Annotated in this window: 10 protein-coding genes; 5 read left to right on the plus strand and 5 right to left on the minus strand. The window is 39.3% G+C overall.

Annotation, left to right across the window (positions count from 1 at the left end; all coding sequences use genetic code 11):
• Positions 1–95: 95 nt before the first annotated feature.
• Positions 96–3137 (plus strand): ATP-binding protein, encoded by a 3042-nt coding sequence (locus tag DPX34_RS07840; protein WP_111977858.1) that lies wholly within the window; start codon positions 96–98, stop codon positions 3135–3137.
• A gap of 70 nt (positions 3138–3207) precedes the next feature.
• Here the strand turns inward: DPX34_RS07840 and DPX34_RS07845 are convergent, their stop codons facing one another.
• The 4 genes from DPX34_RS07845 to DPX34_RS07860 form a co-directional block, all read right to left on the minus strand.
• Positions 3208–3483, minus strand: a complete 276-nt coding sequence (locus DPX34_RS07845) for a YfcL family protein (RefSeq protein ID WP_111977859.1) — start codon at positions 3481–3483, stop codon at positions 3208–3210.
• A 4-nt stretch (positions 3484–3487) separates the two neighbouring features.
• A complete protein-coding gene (locus DPX34_RS07850) occupies positions 3488–4639 on the minus strand; it encodes an ATP-NAD kinase family protein (RefSeq protein WP_111977860.1) in 1152 nt (383 codons plus the stop codon).
• Positions 4621–5211 (minus strand): elongation factor P hydroxylase, encoded by a 591-nt coding sequence (locus DPX34_RS07855; RefSeq protein WP_438938512.1) that lies wholly within the window; start codon positions 5209–5211, stop codon positions 4621–4623. Before DPX34_RS07855 ends, DPX34_RS07850 begins: the two co-directional genes overlap by 19 nt.
• A gap of 196 nt (positions 5212–5407) precedes the next feature.
• Positions 5408–7057 (minus strand): tetratricopeptide repeat-containing response regulator, encoded by a 1650-nt coding sequence (locus DPX34_RS07860; RefSeq protein WP_157964655.1) that lies wholly within the window; start codon positions 7055–7057, stop codon positions 5408–5410.
• Positions 7058–7356: 299 nt separating this feature from the next.
• Here DPX34_RS07860 and tal point away from each other — a divergent pair, with 299 nt between their 5' ends.
• The 3 genes from tal to srmB all read left to right on the plus strand — a co-directional run bounded on the left by tal (position 7357) and on the right by srmB (position 11936).
• On the plus strand, positions 7357–8313 hold the full coding sequence (gene tal / locus DPX34_RS07865) for a transaldolase (protein ID WP_111977863.1): 957 nt from the start codon (positions 7357–7359) through the stop codon (positions 8311–8313).
• Between the two features lie 199 nt (positions 8314–8512).
• The gene (gene pgi / locus DPX34_RS07870) at positions 8513–10150 is read left to right on the plus strand and encodes a glucose-6-phosphate isomerase (protein ID WP_111977864.1); all 1638 of its coding nucleotides are present in this window, start codon (positions 8513–8515) and stop codon (positions 10148–10150) included.
• Positions 10151–10694: 544 nt separating this feature from the next.
• Positions 10695–11936: an ATP-dependent RNA helicase SrmB gene (srmB, locus tag DPX34_RS07880; protein ID WP_111977865.1), complete on the plus strand. Its 1242-nt coding sequence runs from the start codon at positions 10695–10697 to the stop codon at positions 11934–11936.
• A gap of 199 nt (positions 11937–12135) precedes the next feature.
• Here the strand turns inward: srmB and DPX34_RS07885 are convergent, their stop codons facing one another.
• Entirely contained in the window at positions 12136–12990 is an 855-nt protein-coding gene (locus DPX34_RS07885; RefSeq protein ID WP_157964656.1) for a transporter substrate-binding domain-containing protein, read from the minus strand.
• A gap of 274 nt (positions 12991–13264) precedes the next feature.
• Here DPX34_RS07885 and DPX34_RS07890 point away from each other — a divergent pair, with 274 nt between their 5' ends.
• Positions 13265–16078 carry an endo-1,4-beta-xylanase gene (locus DPX34_RS07890; RefSeq protein ID WP_111977867.1) on the plus strand — a complete coding sequence of 938 codons (2814 nt, stop codon included), beginning with the start codon at positions 13265–13267 and terminating at the stop codon, positions 16076–16078.
• The last annotated feature ends 45 nt before the right edge of the window (positions 16079–16123 follow it).

Consider the following 16123-nt stretch of genomic DNA (forward strand, 5'->3'; position numbering starts at 1 on the left):
GACTAAACTTACTTTGAGTTTATTTAAAACATAAAACCACTAATATATACCCAAGTGACTTCTCATATTACTGTGATTGCACGGAGTTTAATATTTTGACAGCCAAGCTAACATTAAGCCGCTTTACCACCGCTGGATTTCTCTGTGTTTTTATCGTTGGTTTAATTGTTATTTTGGGGTGGTTTACAAATAATACATTATTGGTACAAATACACCCTTCTTTTGTACCGATGCAATTTAATACCGCACTTGGTTTTGTTTTACTGGGCGGTGCAGGTATAAGCCTTTTGGGTGTAAACAGCCCATATAAAAAAATGACTTTAGGTTTAGCTGCTTCGTGTTTTGTTTTGTGTTTTTTAACATTATTACAATATTTGTTTGCGCTTGATTTTAAAATTGATGAACTTTTTATGGCGCACGCCATCACCACTAAAACTTATCACCCTGGGCGTATGGCGCCGAACACAGCGGTTTGTTTTGTTTTAGCGGCGAGTTGTTTTTTAATCTTGCAAGCAGAAGGTTTAAAAAAGGTACTGCAATACCAACTATTAAATATATTGAGTTATTTTGGCTTTGTGTTATCGCTCATTGCGTTAAGTGGTTATGTGATGGGGCTCGAAACGACTTACGGCTGGGGGCATTATACACGCATGGCGTTGCATACCTCGGTGTCATTTGTTCTTTTTTTCAGTGCTTTTATACTTTATGTTTTTATTCTTAGTCGCCTTAAGAAGAATAAAAATAACCATTATGCGAATATCGTTGTTGCTTTATGTGCCGTCTGTTCGATCAGTATTTGGCAATATTTAAATCAAAAAGAAAACGCCGATATTCAAGCTAGAATTGATTTAATTAGTCAAAACGTAAGCTCTTCAATAGATATAGAGTTGAATAGTATCGATCGCGCATTTACGCGTTTATCTATTCGTTGGATGCAGCAAAATGGCACCCCAAAAGTACTTTGGCAAGCGGATGCCAGCCAATATATTCAAGATAATTCGGCTTATCAATTTATTACCTGGGTTGATGCGAGCCATATTCCTCAATGGCAATCTCTTAATCCCTCACTTAAAGGTAATAGCGTTGATGTTGTATTAACGGCGTTAACTGAAATGCAAATACTCAATCAAATCAAACTCGCTAAACAGTGCCAGATGGTGATCGTTGATAAGGACAATGTGCGTCATAATGCCTTTGTTTATGTGTGTCCACTTTGGTTGAACAATCAGACATTTGATGGTTTTATGTTAGGCAGTGTATCTATTGACACCGCCTTAACCATTATATTAGATCGTTATAATTACCACTTGGTTTCGACAGCTTTAGCCTTTAAAAATAAACCGTTATTTAGTAATGCGATAGCCACTGAAGTATCGACGTTAAAGTTGAGTAAAAAACAGCCTATCACGTTAAAAAATCAAACATTAATGGTTAATGTTCAGGCAACCAATCGATTATTTGAATCATTTAATAACGCGTTAGATGAAGTTGTATTGTTTTTTTGCTTAGTCTTATCTGTTTTGCTTGGGTTTACTCTGCAGTACTGGTCGGTTGCTAAATTTAGTTTATTTAAATTAAATAAATCAAAAGCGGCATTAAGTCATTCACTGGTTATGCAAAAAGCAATTGTAGATAATTTAGGTGAAGCTTTAATCATTATAGATCAAAAAGGGCTGGTTAATCGTTTTACCGCAGCGGCTGAAAGTATTTTTGGCTATAAAATGGACGAAGTGGTTGGTCAAAGTGTTACTTTATTAATGCCTGAACGGTTTCAAGCCGCTCATGATAAAAAGCTTGCGGTGAGCGATATTCAAGAGCCTTCATTACAGTATGGTCAAGCTGCTCAATTATTTGCTAAACATAAACGAGGTCATGAGTTCCCAATTGAGTTGGTTATCACTAAAATTAATGGAAGCAACAAAACTTATTTTATTGGCTTAATTAAAGATATTAGTGAGCATGTTGAGACGCAAACACAGCTGATAACAGCTAAACATAATGCCGAGCTAGCAAGCGAAGCTAAAAGTCACTTTTTATCTAACATGAGTCACGAAATTAGAACACCATTGAACAGCATCTTCGGCACGTTGCAAATATTAGAAAAATCAGCCGATGACAACACGGATAAGCCTTTAATTCAAAAATCACTTTATTCAGCTCGCTCACTACTAACCATTATTAATGATATTTTAGATGTTTCAAAAATTGAGGCTAATCAGCTTAAAATCGAAAACTGTAATTTCGCGATGAGCCAACTTGTTGATTCTATAAAAAGTGAGTTAGCGGAGGTTGCCAATAAAAAGGGGATTGAATTTAAAGTCGAACTTGATTTACAAGGGCATGATTATTGGCAGGGAGATCCCGTTAGGATCCGTCAAATCATTCTAAATTTTGCTTCTAACGCGGTTAAATTTACTGAAAAAGGGCTGGTTACGATAAAGGCTGCCACCGTATTAAATAGCCATTCAGGCCTTAATAATAAACTCGAATTTTATTGTGAAGTTTCTGATACGGGTATTGGTATGACTGAGGAGTATTGCCAGCGCTTGTTTAATCGCTTTCAACAAGCGGATGAATCAATTACACGTCGTTTTGGTGGCACGGGTTTAGGCATGGCGATATCCAAAAGTTTAATTGATTTGATGGGTGGGCGTGTCGATATATTGAGTGAAGTTAATGCAGGCTCAACCTTTAAGATTTGGCTACCTTTGGCATTAGGTAAAGAAGAAGCGCAAACCGAGTTGTTGAAAGTCGATGATCTGGATTTATCAAATGTCACTATTTTGCTGGCAGAGGATAATGAGATTAATCAAATTGTATTTCAAGCCATGTTACAAAAAACGCAAGCGACGATCCATGTTGCTAATAATGGCCAAGTCGCTGTAGAAATGGTAAATCAGGTTAAGCCCGATTTGATTTTTATGGATATTCAAATGCCAGTAATGGGGGGAATAGAAGCAACTGATATTATCAAGCAGTCGCATCGTCACATTCCGGTTATTGCGTTAACCGCAAATGCCATGGCCGAACATCAGCGTTTATATGCAGAAAAAGGGTTTGATGATTTTGTGGCTAAACCAATTGAAATGGACGTGTTAAATCGAGTGATCAATAAAATGTTATTAAGGCATCGTTGATTTAAATAGTTAGCCTTAAGGGTAGTACTTTCTATATATCTGTATACCGCTTGCATTAGCGACGTGTCGATTAATCGATTAACGTCGCCCAAGCTTGTTCAACAAATTCGGCATCTTGTGGTGATAGCTCGCCAGATTGTCTTGCTGTAACCAAAGCTTTGTTCATACTGTTGATAAGTGTTTGTTCATCGAGTTCATTATCCATTTCTAATCGGCCGATAATGAGTGTAACGTGACCCCGTAAATAGCCGCTAATAAATAATGCATCGGCATCTTCTGATTGCATCATGGCATCAAGGCCATCTAATATTTTTTGTACATATAGCGGTTCTGCTGTGGTGCTCATTAATTTATATCTCCTTGTTTGTTATTTGATTGGCTACCGGATAAATCACATAGTCGTGATAACCCGTAACAATGTTAATCGGCCCGGCTAACTGCTGATTGAGTATTTCATCTCCTGTATCACAGATTAAAGGCTTACCATTGAGTTTAGAGATTTTACTTTTGGTTGCAACTACTATTATATTTTCTCGGCTAATATATTTGATTATTGAAGGACTTAGCTGTTGATTCCCCCTGCCAAATAAGTGACCTTGACCGCCAATTAGGGTCATGATTAATTTAACTGATGTGTATTGAGTGAAAAGCGATTCGATATCATGGCTTGTCAAATCAGCATTAATTAATGATTCTTGATAAACCGCATCGACACCGAGTAAGGTGCCGGTTATTCCCATTTCATTCAGCACTGATTGCGTTGTTGAACCAGAGCCAATTAAAAATAATGTGTCGGGTTCATCGTTCATTTTATCAATTACATCGGCGGCAATATCAGCTAAAACCAATTCATCTGATTCTTTTCCGCCCATTTTAACGGCTTGCATGTAACGCAAGTCCATTGGAATGCGCATGTCGCCATAGCGTTTGGCTTTTACCTGACCTTGGCGGAACAATTGCTCATCGATATCCATCACATCGGCTTCACCCAAAGTTAGTGCTTGGCCTTGAATTAAATCGGCCATCAACAGGCCTGCCGCTTTTGGGGTTATTGCGTAAACGCCTGAATGAATTTTACAACCAGCAGGTATACCCAGCACAAGCGTGGCTTCTTGTACTTGATTATAAATATTGCGCGCGGTGCCATCACCCCCTGCAAAAACGAGTAAATCAACTTGTTGATTTAAGATGGCTTGCACCGCTTGTTCTGTATCATCCGCTTCGGTGATGGGCGTTTTACTGTGATAAACCACTTGATGTTCATAGCCGAGTGCATTTAAGGTGCTTTGTCCCATTTCGTTGCTAGCGGTATAAAATACAACGGATTGATGCCAAGTTTCGATTTGTTTTAACGCGACTGTTGCTCGTTGGTTGGCTTGTGGGACCGCGCCCAGCGCGAGTGCTTTATCTCTTATTTCAGTTCCGTCACTGCCTTTTAATGCAACCGAACCGCCTATACCCGCATACGGGTTAATAATTAAACCTATTTTGAGTTTACGCATGTTTCGTCTTCTGTAAAATTATCGAGGGTAAGCGGGAGAGGTGTTTGATAAAAATGCGCTAACGCGTTAACTAACGTTGCCACTCTTTGTGGCAAACCCTTGGCTAAATACAAAGCGACTTGCTGATGAACTAACCGCCTGAAAGCGTACCGATCGGGCTCTGCAGTCCCATTTAAATTGTCAGTGCTAACCCTAAAGGTAAATTGCGCGGCGGCACTTAAAATCCATTCGATAGCTTGTGGTTTTATTTCAACTTTTTCAAATTTTTGTTGTTGTTCATGATCGCGACCATCTGCCGTATACCAGTAGCCATAGTCTTCTAATTTTCGGCGGGCATCGCCCGCGACACACCAATGCGCAATTTCATGCAACGCGCTGGCATAATAACCATGCGCAAAAACAATTTGATGATGATCAGATTGGTTCGCCTTAGTTCGGGCCGGAAGATAAATGGGTTCTTCATCACCTTTGATCAATTGAGTGTTATAGTGCTGAAAAAAAGCGTGTTCAAACAAGTTGATGAGGTCGGTATAACAATGCTGCACACTGGGTTTCACATTAATGGGTTTCACGTTAATAGTTTAAACGAGCATTTTACTTAAGTTGCTTGTGTATAACAACACACTGCCGGTTTTACTCTAATGCAGCTAAACGTGGTGTGATTGTTTTTATCGTATTATCGATAGGCTATATTGTGAAAGTGAGTATTGTGAAGTGAGGTATTTATTCAAGCGTTAATCGTTTGAGGTGTAATGCCGGTTAAATTGCTTAAGCGACATCTTTTGAACTGAGCAATAGCATCAATTCTGGCTTTAATGAATGGTAACGGCGCATGTTATTTTCAGATAAATCTGATTGCTCAATAACACTGACGCATGTTGTACACATGCTTTTCATTTCTTTAGGGCTATGGCCTTGAGTTAAAAAAGTACCGACTTTCGTGATCGCTTGCACCAAATTAAGCGCTAAGCTAGCGTTATTTGGCATGTAACCATAAGCTTCAACAAATAATTCAACCGATTGCGGATATTGCCCCGCTTGATACATTTTTAAACCTTCACTGTTTAAAACTCGAATACGCTCACGTAGTTCTTCATGGCTGTCTTTTTCTTTATCAATTAACACTTGTAGGGTTGCTGATATTAAATCGTCTTTATCGGCGACACTTTGCAATGACTCCATTATTTCATCACTACGCGATAAATTACCGGTTGCAAAGTAGGCCTTTGCTTTATCCAGCCGGTCATCGGCACTATCAAATGGCGAATCGTGTTTTTCACTTTCTTCAAGTAATTGGCGAGCATCGGTCATGTTGCCTTTAATTACATGCACTCGCGCTTTTATAACATGCTCTTGTGCTTGTACGGCTTCAGCGTAGAAACGTTTGTCGATATCTTTTAATAAGTCAGTACATTTGGCAATTTGTTTGGCGACTTCTAGTTTGTTTGAATCGTTACACAAATCGAGAATGCAACGAGCAAAGTTTAAATAATTTTCAGGGGTATCAAAAACGGAATAACGGCTGTTATTTAATATACGTGAATAGGCTCGAACCGCTTCATCTACTTCGTTATTAGCGATCGCCAAATTGGCAATCGCCCGTTGACGACTGATATTGCGTGGCGAAATTTTACCAGCCTCGATAAACATTTCAAAAGCGGTGACTGTGTCGTTGCGTGCTATGTTTAAACGGCCTAACCAATCATAAGCTTCTAAGCGTGTTTCGGGTCGGTCGAGCAATTCAAATAATTGGGCTTCGGCGGTAAAAAACTCTTCTAATTTAACGGTGGCAATGGCTTTGCCCATTAATGCCCAAGTGACAGAGCGTTTTTCGAGCACGCTTTCGTATATTTTTAACGCTTTTTTATATTCTTTAATGCCAATTAATAATTCGGCTTTTACCCGTAGAGCGACTAAAGCGTTTTTGGGTGTTTTTTTTATTATTTCATTACATTCAGTAATTGCGAGTTGGGTGTTTTCGTTACCAATTGCTTGATAGACATTACTCAACACTTTCTTTTTAGCTAAAGCGCGCGCAAAGCGTTTTTCGATGCCTTGGTATGTAAACGGTTTAAGTAAAAAGTCATCGGGTTGTAATTCAACTAAACCATGCACGTGTGGACGACGGTTTTCAGCTGAAATAATAAAAAAGCAACAGTGGGGGGCGAGGTAGTTTTTAAACTTAAGCTCTTCAAAGAGTTGATAGCCATCTTTACCATCACCTAAATTAAAGTCGACTAAGATAAAATCCCAACGCACTTCTTGTGCTTTTTGCAATGCTTGGTTGCCGTTATTAGCCGATTGTATATTAACAAAGCCTATTTTTTGCAGCATACCTTTTATAGCCGAGCGGATTGGCTCACAGTCATCTACCACCATGACTTTCTTTTTGGCATAAAATGCACTTTGCAAGATCATACTGATAAGCCACCCCCCCAATCGCATGTTGAAACGTTCATTATAGTAAACGCAGAAGAATAACTTAACATTAACTTAACAAAATTGACACTGATAAATAACGCGATTTTTTATCTATACATGTAGTCAATTACAGTTAAGGTGTGAATAAATAACGTACAGCGGAAAAATCATTATTCGCTTATGCAATTTAGGAACAAAGTCTTCCATTTTGAACGCTGATTTTTATATTTATTGTTGTATAATACGCTCACTAAAATTCTACTAATATGAACACACATAAACAGGAATAGAAGTATATGACAACCAAATTAGACCAATTACGTGCAGTAACAACTGTTGTTGCCGACACGGGCGATATCGAAGCAATCAAAAAATTCACACCAGAAGACGCTACAACTAACCCTAGCTTGTTATTAAAAGCATCAGAGATCCCTGAATATAAGTCATTAATTGACGACGCAATCGGTTGGGCAAAAACACAATCAAATGATGTTGAACAGCAAGTGATTGATGCGGGCGACAAATTATCAGTTAATATTGGCTTAGAAATTTTAAAAATTGTCCCTGGTCGTATCTCAACTGAAGTTGACGCTCGTTTATCTTTTGATAAAGATTCATCTTTAACTAAAGCGCGTAAATTAATGAAGCTTTATAACGATGCTGGTATCAGCAACGATCGTGTATTAATCAAGTTAGCATCAACTTGGGAAGGCATTAAAGCGGCTGAAATTTTAGAGCAAGAAGGTATTAACTGTAACTTAACGTTATTGTTTAGTTTTGCTCAAGCCCGTGCATGTGCTGAAGCCGGCGCTTTCTTAATCTCTCCATTTGTTGGCCGTATCTTAGATTGGTACAAAAAAGCAGAAGGTAAAGATTCATACGCACCATCAGAAGATCCAGGTGTTGTTTCGGTAACGGCTATTTATAACTACTATAAAGAACATGGTTATAACACGGTTGTTATGGGCGCTAGCTTCCGTAACATCGATGAAATCACTGAATTAGCCGGTTGTGACCGCTTAACCATTGGTCCTGGTTTATTAGACGAGTTAGCTTCAGCTGAAGGTGATGTTCCGGTTAAATTAGCATACGACGGTGAAATCAAAGAGCGTCCTGCTGTTATGACTGAAGAGCAGTTCCGTTGGGAACATAACCAAGATGCAATGGCTACCGAGAAACTTGCCGAAGGTATCCGCAACTTTGCTATTGACCAAGTTAAGCTTGAAAAAACATTAAGAGCTCAACTAGCTTAAGTAACAATAAATAAAAAAGCCGCGCTCACAGCGGCTTTTATATTTACAGCCTATAATAATGTTCAAATCGCTTTTAGGTTGGCTCTAGGCCAGCAAGCACATCAACTATTTAATTTCAGCAATTGCTTCGTGCTCGCGATCAGAACAAATAATACTGTGGCTACACCCATAAAATAACTCAACGCAGAAGATAATAATTATGGCGCAATTTACAAAATTAAAGAGCTTTGAAGCTTTGCAAGCTCATTTTGAACAAACTAAAACACTCCATATGCGCGACTTGTTTGCACAAGACGCAACTCGATTTGAAAAATTTTCAACCAAAGCCTGTGATATCGAATTAGATTATTCTAAAAACCGTATTACTGAAGAAACCATGGCTAAATTGTTTGATTTAGCGCGTGAAACACAGGTTGAAGAAAAGCGAGACGGTTTATTCGCTGGTGCAAAAATTAACACCAGTGAAGATCGTGCAGTATTACACACGGCTTTACGTAATAAATCAGGCGAGCCTGTTATTGTTGACGGCCAAGATGTGATGCCTGAAGTAGAAGCCGCATTAGCTAAAATTAAAACCTTTGTAAATGATGTACATAATGGTGTACGTAAAGGTTATACCGGCAAGCAATTTACTGATGTATTAGCGATCGGCATTGGTGGTTCTTTCTTAGGGCCTAAAGTGATGACCGAGGCGCTTAAACCTTATCGTCATGAAGGCATTAATGTTCACTTTGTTGCTAATGTCGATGGCACTCATATTCATGATGTGTTGGCTAAATTACCGGCTGAATCAACATTAGTGGTTATGTCGTCAAAATCATTTGGCACGCAAGAAACCCTTAAAAATACTGAAACTGCTCGTGAGTGGTTCTTAGCTAGTGGTGCAGAGTTTGGTGATATAGCGAAGCACTTTGTTTGTGTATCTTCAAATATTGCTAAAGCAACTGAATTTGGTATCGCAGAAGATAACATCTTCCCAATGTGGGATTGGGTTGGCGGTCGTTATTCTTTATGGTCAGCTATTGGTTTACCGATTGCATTATCGTTAGGTTTTGAAAATTTCTCTGAGTTGCTTGAAGGCGCTTATGAAATGGATGTTCATTTTAAAACCACGCCATTAGAAGAAAATTTACCGGTTATTTTAGGTGTGCTCGGTGTGTGGTACATCAACTTTTATGGTGCACAAAGCCACGTTTTATTACCTTACGATCATTACCTACGTGCGTTTCCGGCTTATGTACAACAACTTGATATGGAATCAAATGGTAAATCGGCAACACCGGGTGGCGAATATTTAGATTATGCGACTGGGCCGGTTATTTGGGGCGGTGAGGGCACAAATGGTCAACACGCATTCCATCAATTAATTCACCAAGGTAAAGTCTTGATCCCGGCCGATTTCATGTTGCCGTTGCAATCACAGCATGAAGTGAGCAATCATCATGCTATGTTGGCTTCTAACTGCTTTGGTCAAACCCAGGCGTTAATGCAAGGTAAAACAGAAGCAGAAGTGATTGCCGAGCTTAAAGCTAAAGGTTATAGCGAAGACGATGCTGCTAAAGAAGCGCCACAACGTGTATTTGAAGGTAACAAGCCAAGCAACACGTTATTGTTTTCTAAAATTACGCCACGCACATTAGGTAATATCATTGCGTTATACGAACATAAAGTGTTTGTTCAAGGTATTATTTGGGGCATTAACTCATTTGACCAATGGGGTGTTGAATTAGGTAAAGTATTGGGTAACGATGTGTTAGCTAAGCTTGAAGATTCAAACATTGCTTTAGATGGCGACAGCTCAACTAACGCGTTAATTGAGCGTTTTCGTCAGCGTTAATTTGTATTAAATTACATTAACTTGCCTTTTTAAAAACGCTTAGCTTTAAACGCTAAGCGTTTTTTTTATGCCTTAAATTTAATCATTAAGCTTTATACCAATCCGCAATAATAAGAGCCCACTCAGCGAGCGTTTAAATGCGCTTAAATGAAAGAATAGTGTTGCTCTTTTGAGTTCGAGCAACAAAGAGTAAGCGCATTTAAAACTCGCCTGAAAGGAATGCCCCAGCGGCTTTTGACCTGCGTTATCGGTATTTGAAAGGGAATAACCATTCCTGTACACCGACGCCTTGTTCAAAAACCGCTGGATGCACTCTGAGAGATCACTTATTTATATGAATTGGTATTAATCGGGTGAAGAGGCACGGCTATTTTAGAACCTTTTTAATATCGTATTATCGTGAGTTGAGGCTTATTTTAGGTTCATATTCAGTTATTTTGACTGTAAAGCGTATATTTATAGATTCTTATTTGTGTTCTGAATTAGCAAGCGTAAAATACGCGCCAGATAACTTTTTATTTATAGAATCGAAGACTCATACCCTATGACTGATTTTTTTGCCCTTGAACTTGATGACGATATTGTAAAGGCCGTAACCGACGCCGGTTATACAACGCCTACGACCATCCAATCTTTAGTTATTCCGAATGCTATGAATGAGTGCGATATTTTAGCGAGTGCGCCTACGGGTACCGGAAAAACAGCCGCTTTTTTATTACCGGCTTTACAACATCTCATTGATTTTCCGCGTGCAAAAAACAGTATTGGCGCTCGTATATTAATTATGGTGCCAACCCGTGAGCTTGCTGTGCAAATTTACGATAATGCGTTAATTTATAATAAATACACTGGCGTGACGTGTGGCTTAATTACCGGTGGCATTAACTATGGTTCGCATAAAGAGATACTCGAGAGCAAAGTTGATTTATTAGTGGCGACCCCTGGTCGTTTATTAGAATACATCGAAGATGAAAAATTTGATTGTCGTGATATTGAATGGCTTATTCTTGATGAAGCTGATCGTATGTTAGACATGGGCTTTCGTGGCACCATGCAACGTTTAGTTGATGAATCACGCTGGCGTAAACAAACGATGTTGTTTTCAGCTACATTAGAAGGCATTGGCATTCGTAAATTTGCTGAAGACGTTTTAAAAGATCCGGTTATGCTTGATGCAAGACCACCCCGTAAAGAGAGTGCAAAAATACACCAGTGGATCCATATTGCTGATTCACGCGCGCACAAACGTGCAATGTTATTTCATTGGTTGCGTGATCCGAGTGTAACCAAAGCGGTGGTGTTTGTGAAAACGAAAGATCAAGTTAATGAACTTGTTGGGCATATGAGTTCATCAAATTTATCTTGTTGTTGGCTAGAAGGCGATATGCCACAAGATAAACGCTTAAAAGCGATAGCGCGATTAACTAACAACACGGTTAAAACGTTAGTGGCTACTGATGTAGCTGCCCGTGGGATTGATGTTGATGACATTAGCCACGTATTTAATTTTGATATGCCACGTTCTGCCGATGTTTACGTGCACCGCATTGGCCGAACCGGCAGAGCGGGTAAAAAAGGCACTGCAATTTCATTTGTAGAAGCGCATGAAGCGGGTGTTTTAGGTAAAGTAGAGCGCTATACGCAGCAAGGCTTAAAACGCCGCGTGATAGAAGGTCTCGCGCCAACGAATAAAGAAGCTCGTCCGCCAACTAAAAAGAAAAAGCCTAAATTATCAAAAGCGGCTAAAGCGGCTCGCACTAAAAAGCAGCTTAAAAAGCGCAAGTAAAGCACGCCGATATACAGGATATAGAGTGGTATATTAACGCTCTGGGTCATTAAAATGCGTAGTCAGTGTTGTTTTAAGAATAATTAAAACAACACTGTTAATACTTAAACCTTCGATTTAATACTCTTCTTCAAACCTTTCTCGTTAAGCGCTTTTTATTAAACCTTTATCATTAAGCTGAGCCCGCTAAAAAATTATTTTAATTGTTAAACCATAACTCTTTGCGTTCGATTGGTGTTTGTGCAGTTAAGCCTGGATTTTCTAAATTAATGATCACTCTATTACCTAAGTTGGCTAATTGGATCGCATCTTGAATTTCGGTATGTGAATTAAATATTTCTTCATATTCGCCTGAGGTAATTAGGGCATTCAATTTTTCTGTTAAGTAATGAGCTAATTGTCGGTTTTCTTTATTCACAAAAAAGTAAAAGGGTGCCGTGTATTTAATTAAAAGATGCGGCTCAACAACTAAATTATATTCTGATTCGCGGTCTATCTCTGCCCAAGGTTCAGGTATTCCACGCGGAAAATAATCAAAACGCTCACCTTCTAGCATCGGAAATAAGTTGTTATATTTTAACTCTTTCACCACCGTTAATTCATTGTGTTCTAATATTTTTGTGTCTGCCCATAGGCTCCCTTGACCCGCTTTAAATGCACGTAGCTGATCTAAGTTACTGATATTAGAAAACAAGTTTTTATTTTCTTGTTTTACGATCGCAATGCGCATACCCAGCATGCCTTTGTAAAGCGGTATGTATATAGCTCTAAATTTTTCTTCGTGCTGCTTGCTGGTTAGTGTCCAAATAATATCGATATCGTTGTTTTGCACATCGGCATGTAGTTTTGTTTCACTGCTTAATGTTCGGTGTGCATCATCAGGAAAATTTAATCGGTAGGTTTTATCTTGGTTTATTATTTTTTTTAACACGGTGATTGGTAAACGGGTATCGTCAGAAAACCCTTGTACATTTAATTGCTCAGCAGCATGACTTACTGACGACGCTATAAGTCCTATTAATAAAAATAAGAAAGACTGTTTTAAATACTTCATATAGTACTCACTTTTCATAGCTGTTAATTAAAGTAAGGAGGCTTTATTTAGCTATCCTCGTTTTTATTAATCTTAGTGATGTGAACATTAAAGTCAAGTGGACTATAACTTTATTGGTTAGGTGATTAATTGGTTTTTATTTATCTTCATGTTTTTAAAGAGTAAATAGGTTTATATATTTATCCTTTAAAATTAAATACAAAAAACACTTGTAGTCAAATTAACAATAATCTACATTGTATGTATATTAATTGTTAAAATTAGGTAGTTCAATATGATGCAATTCAAAGTAAGTTTATTATCGCTCGCGATTGTTATGACGATGACAACAGGATGTGGAGAAAGAGATAAAGCGGTAGAGCCAGATTTTTCTGCCATTACGGCTCCATCGGGTAATGTACCAGTAGATGACACGCCAGTAGACGATACGCCAGTAGATGATACGCCAGTAGATGATACGCCAGTAGATGATACGCCAGTAGATGATACGCCAGTAGATGATACGCCAGTAGATGATACGCCAGTAGATGATACGCCCGTTAATGTTGAGCTTTTAGATAATGCTGACTTTGAAAGTGCAGATGGTAGCAGTTGGTTTGGTAATAATGCGGGAATTACGATAACGGCATCTACCGAGCAAGTAAAAAGTGGCACTTATAGCGGTAAGGTTGCGGGTCGCACTGACACATGGAATGCCCCCGCGCATTCACTTGTTGGTAAATTAACCGACGGTTATGCCTATACAATCTCGGCTTGGGTTCGCTTAGATAATGCCAGTGCTGATGAAGTGAAATTGAGCGTAAAAGTAACTGCAAATGGCCAAGACAGCTATATTGGTATCGCTAATGCGACGGCCACGAATTCAGATTGGGTTTATTTAGAAGGTTTGTACATTCATACAACGCCAACACCTTCTGACATTTTTGTTTATTTAGAAGGTCCTGCATCAGGTGTTGATTTTTATATCGATGATGTATCGGTTAAAGCACATGCCGCTTCTGGTTTAACGCAGATGACGCCCGTTACGGCAACTAATTTATCAAGCTTAGCTACCATGCCGATTGGCGTTGCGGTACCGGCCGGTTCGGCCAGTAATAGTTTATTAAACAGTGATGATCGTAAAACGGCGGTAACAACCCACTTTAATCAATTATCAGCTGAAAATATTATGAAGATGGATGCCATGCAGCCATCAGAAGGTCAGTTTAACTTTACCGAATCCGATGCATTAGTCTCGTATGCGGCCAATGCGGGTTTAACGATGCATGGTCATGTGTTGGTTTGGCATAGTCAAACACCCACTTGGATGCAAAACTACCAAGGTGATACCGATGCTTGGGTAGGTATGATGGAATCACATGTTTACAACATTGCTAAACATTTTGAAGGTAAGTTAGCGAGTTGGGATGTGGTTAATGAAGCGTTTAATGAAGACGGTACGTATCGTAAAGGTGCCTCTGATTCTGGTCACGGTGAAGGGCAGCGTGTCCCCTCTATTTGGTATGAAAATATCGGTGAAAGCTTTATTGAAAAAGCGTTTTTAAAAGCACGCGAAGCGGATGCCGCCGTTGATTTATATTACAACGATTATAATATTTCATGGAACTCGGCTAAGTTAGACGGCATTATCACCATGGCTAAAGACTTCCAAGCTCGCCAAATACCGATCACCGGTGTCGGGTTCCAAATGCATGTGGATGAAGTGACACCTAATACCACTTTATTGGCTAGCCAATTCAAGAAAGTGGTCGATTTAGGCTTAAAAGTTAAAATCACCGAACTGGATTTAAGCATGAATAGCCGTTTGAACTCAGCGACATTAACGCCGTTTATTGCTGAGTTACAAAAGCAGCGTTATTTCGATATTGTTAATACCTACCTTGCGACTGTCCCCCCTGCACAACGTGGCGGTATAACCGTTTGGGGTATAGCCGATTCGGATAGCTGGATCATTAATTTATATAATCGAGCTGATTGGCCTTTATTAATAGACAGCCAATACCAAGCTAAACCGGCTTTACAAGGTTTTGCTGATGCGTTAATAGCAGATAAAGATCGTGTATTTCCTGATGCACCTGTCGACGTACCTGTTGAACAACCGGTTGTAGACCCTGATGAATTGTTAGTTAATACCAGTTTTGAAGCGGGAAATGTTGAACAATGGTTTGGGCATGGTCCAACACAAGCGAGTATTGAAACGACTGAATTCTATGCGGGCGCTAATTCATTGAAAGCAACTAACCGTGATTCAAATTGGAACGGTATTGCGCATACCTTAAAAGGTAAATTAACATCAGGCCAAAAATACACCATGTCGGTTTGGGTTAAGTTAGCCGCAGCGGGCAGCGAGAATATGAGCTTGTCGGTTAAATTAGTTGATGATGGCAACCTTGATGCGGATAATGCTGTGCAAGATCAGTATATTAACGTGGCATCTTCTGCTGTTACTGATGGTGCATGGGTACAGTTAACGGGTGAGTACACTCATACTTTAATCGGTAACGAAACAGATGCTTATCTTTATATCGAAGGGGCGGCAGCGGGTGTTGAATTCTATATTGATGAAGCATCAGTAAAACCGGTTGCCGGAGCAAATGTGCCTGATAATACACCAACGCAATTACTAACTAACCCTGATTTTGACGCCGGTAATATCGATAACTGGTTTGGACATGGTAATACGCAAGGTGTATTAGAAAGCACAGAAGTACAAACGGGAACTCATGCGCTTAAAGCGACTAACCGTGATGCTAACTGGAATGGCATCGCTCATTCACTTAAAGGTCAACTAATTAAAGATAGCGTCTATACTCTATCGGTATGGGTAAAATTAGTTGCTGCGGGCAGTGAAAACATGAGTTTGTCTGTAAAGCTTGTCGATGCGGGCAATTTGGATGCAGCGGGAGCGGTCGTAGACCAATATATTAATGTGGCATCTGCAACGGTTACCGAAGGTGGTTGGGTGCAACTAACCGGTGACTATACCCATACTTTATTAGGTGTTGAAACTGATGCTTATGTATATGTAGAAGGCGCAGCTGCTGGTGTTGAGTTTTATATCGATACCGCTTCAGTCACTTTAAAATAAACGATAAGCGAAGTGATCACATATTCGGGTTGCTTCGCTTTAAAG

This window comes from Algibacillus agarilyticus, assembly GCF_003286125.1.
GTDB lineage: Bacteria > Pseudomonadota > Gammaproteobacteria > Enterobacterales > Alteromonadaceae > Algibacillus > Algibacillus agarilyticus.